This is a genomic window from Acidovorax sp. SRB_24 (genome assembly GCF_012931925.1).
In genome coordinates, this window is record NZ_MWOM01000241.1 from 1 (window position 1) to 461 (window position 461).

Annotated in this window: 1 pseudogene; it reads right to left on the reverse strand. The window is 67.0% G+C overall.

The features are described 5' to 3' along the window. Positions 1-157: 157 nt before the first annotated feature. Positions 158-461 (reverse strand): annotated as a pseudogene (locus B2J89_RS21750) (long-chain fatty acid--CoA ligase); the annotation flags it as partial.

A 461-nucleotide genomic window follows, 5' to 3' on the forward strand; every position in this document is an offset into this window, starting at 1 on the left:
GGGCGCCCGCAGGTGTCCACCATGTCCTCGCACACCTGTCCACCATGTCTGCGGTCCATACAGGCGACCAAGAGAAAGTTACTGCGCCGCCGGGCGCACATCCTGGCCTCCGCCCTCAGCAAAGCGCGCAAAGCCAATCAAAAAACCAGTCCCCCCATCACCCCTTCTGCCGCTTCTTGAACGCACACAAATCCACCATCCCTGCCAGCGTGCGCGGGTCGCTCCCCGCCGGGAAGATACGGTGCTTCTGGATCTTCTGCGTGCCCGTGGTCGGGATCTCGTCCGCAAACCACCACCAGCCTGGCGCCTTGTAATACGCCAGCTCGCGCAGGCAGAAGTCCTGCAGGGTGCGCGCCGCGTCAGCGTGCGCCAGGTCGGCGGCAGCCGCGGGGTCGAGCACCACGCAGGCCAGCACCTCTTCTTCGCGCACCGCGTCGGGCACGGCCAGCACGGCCGCCTGG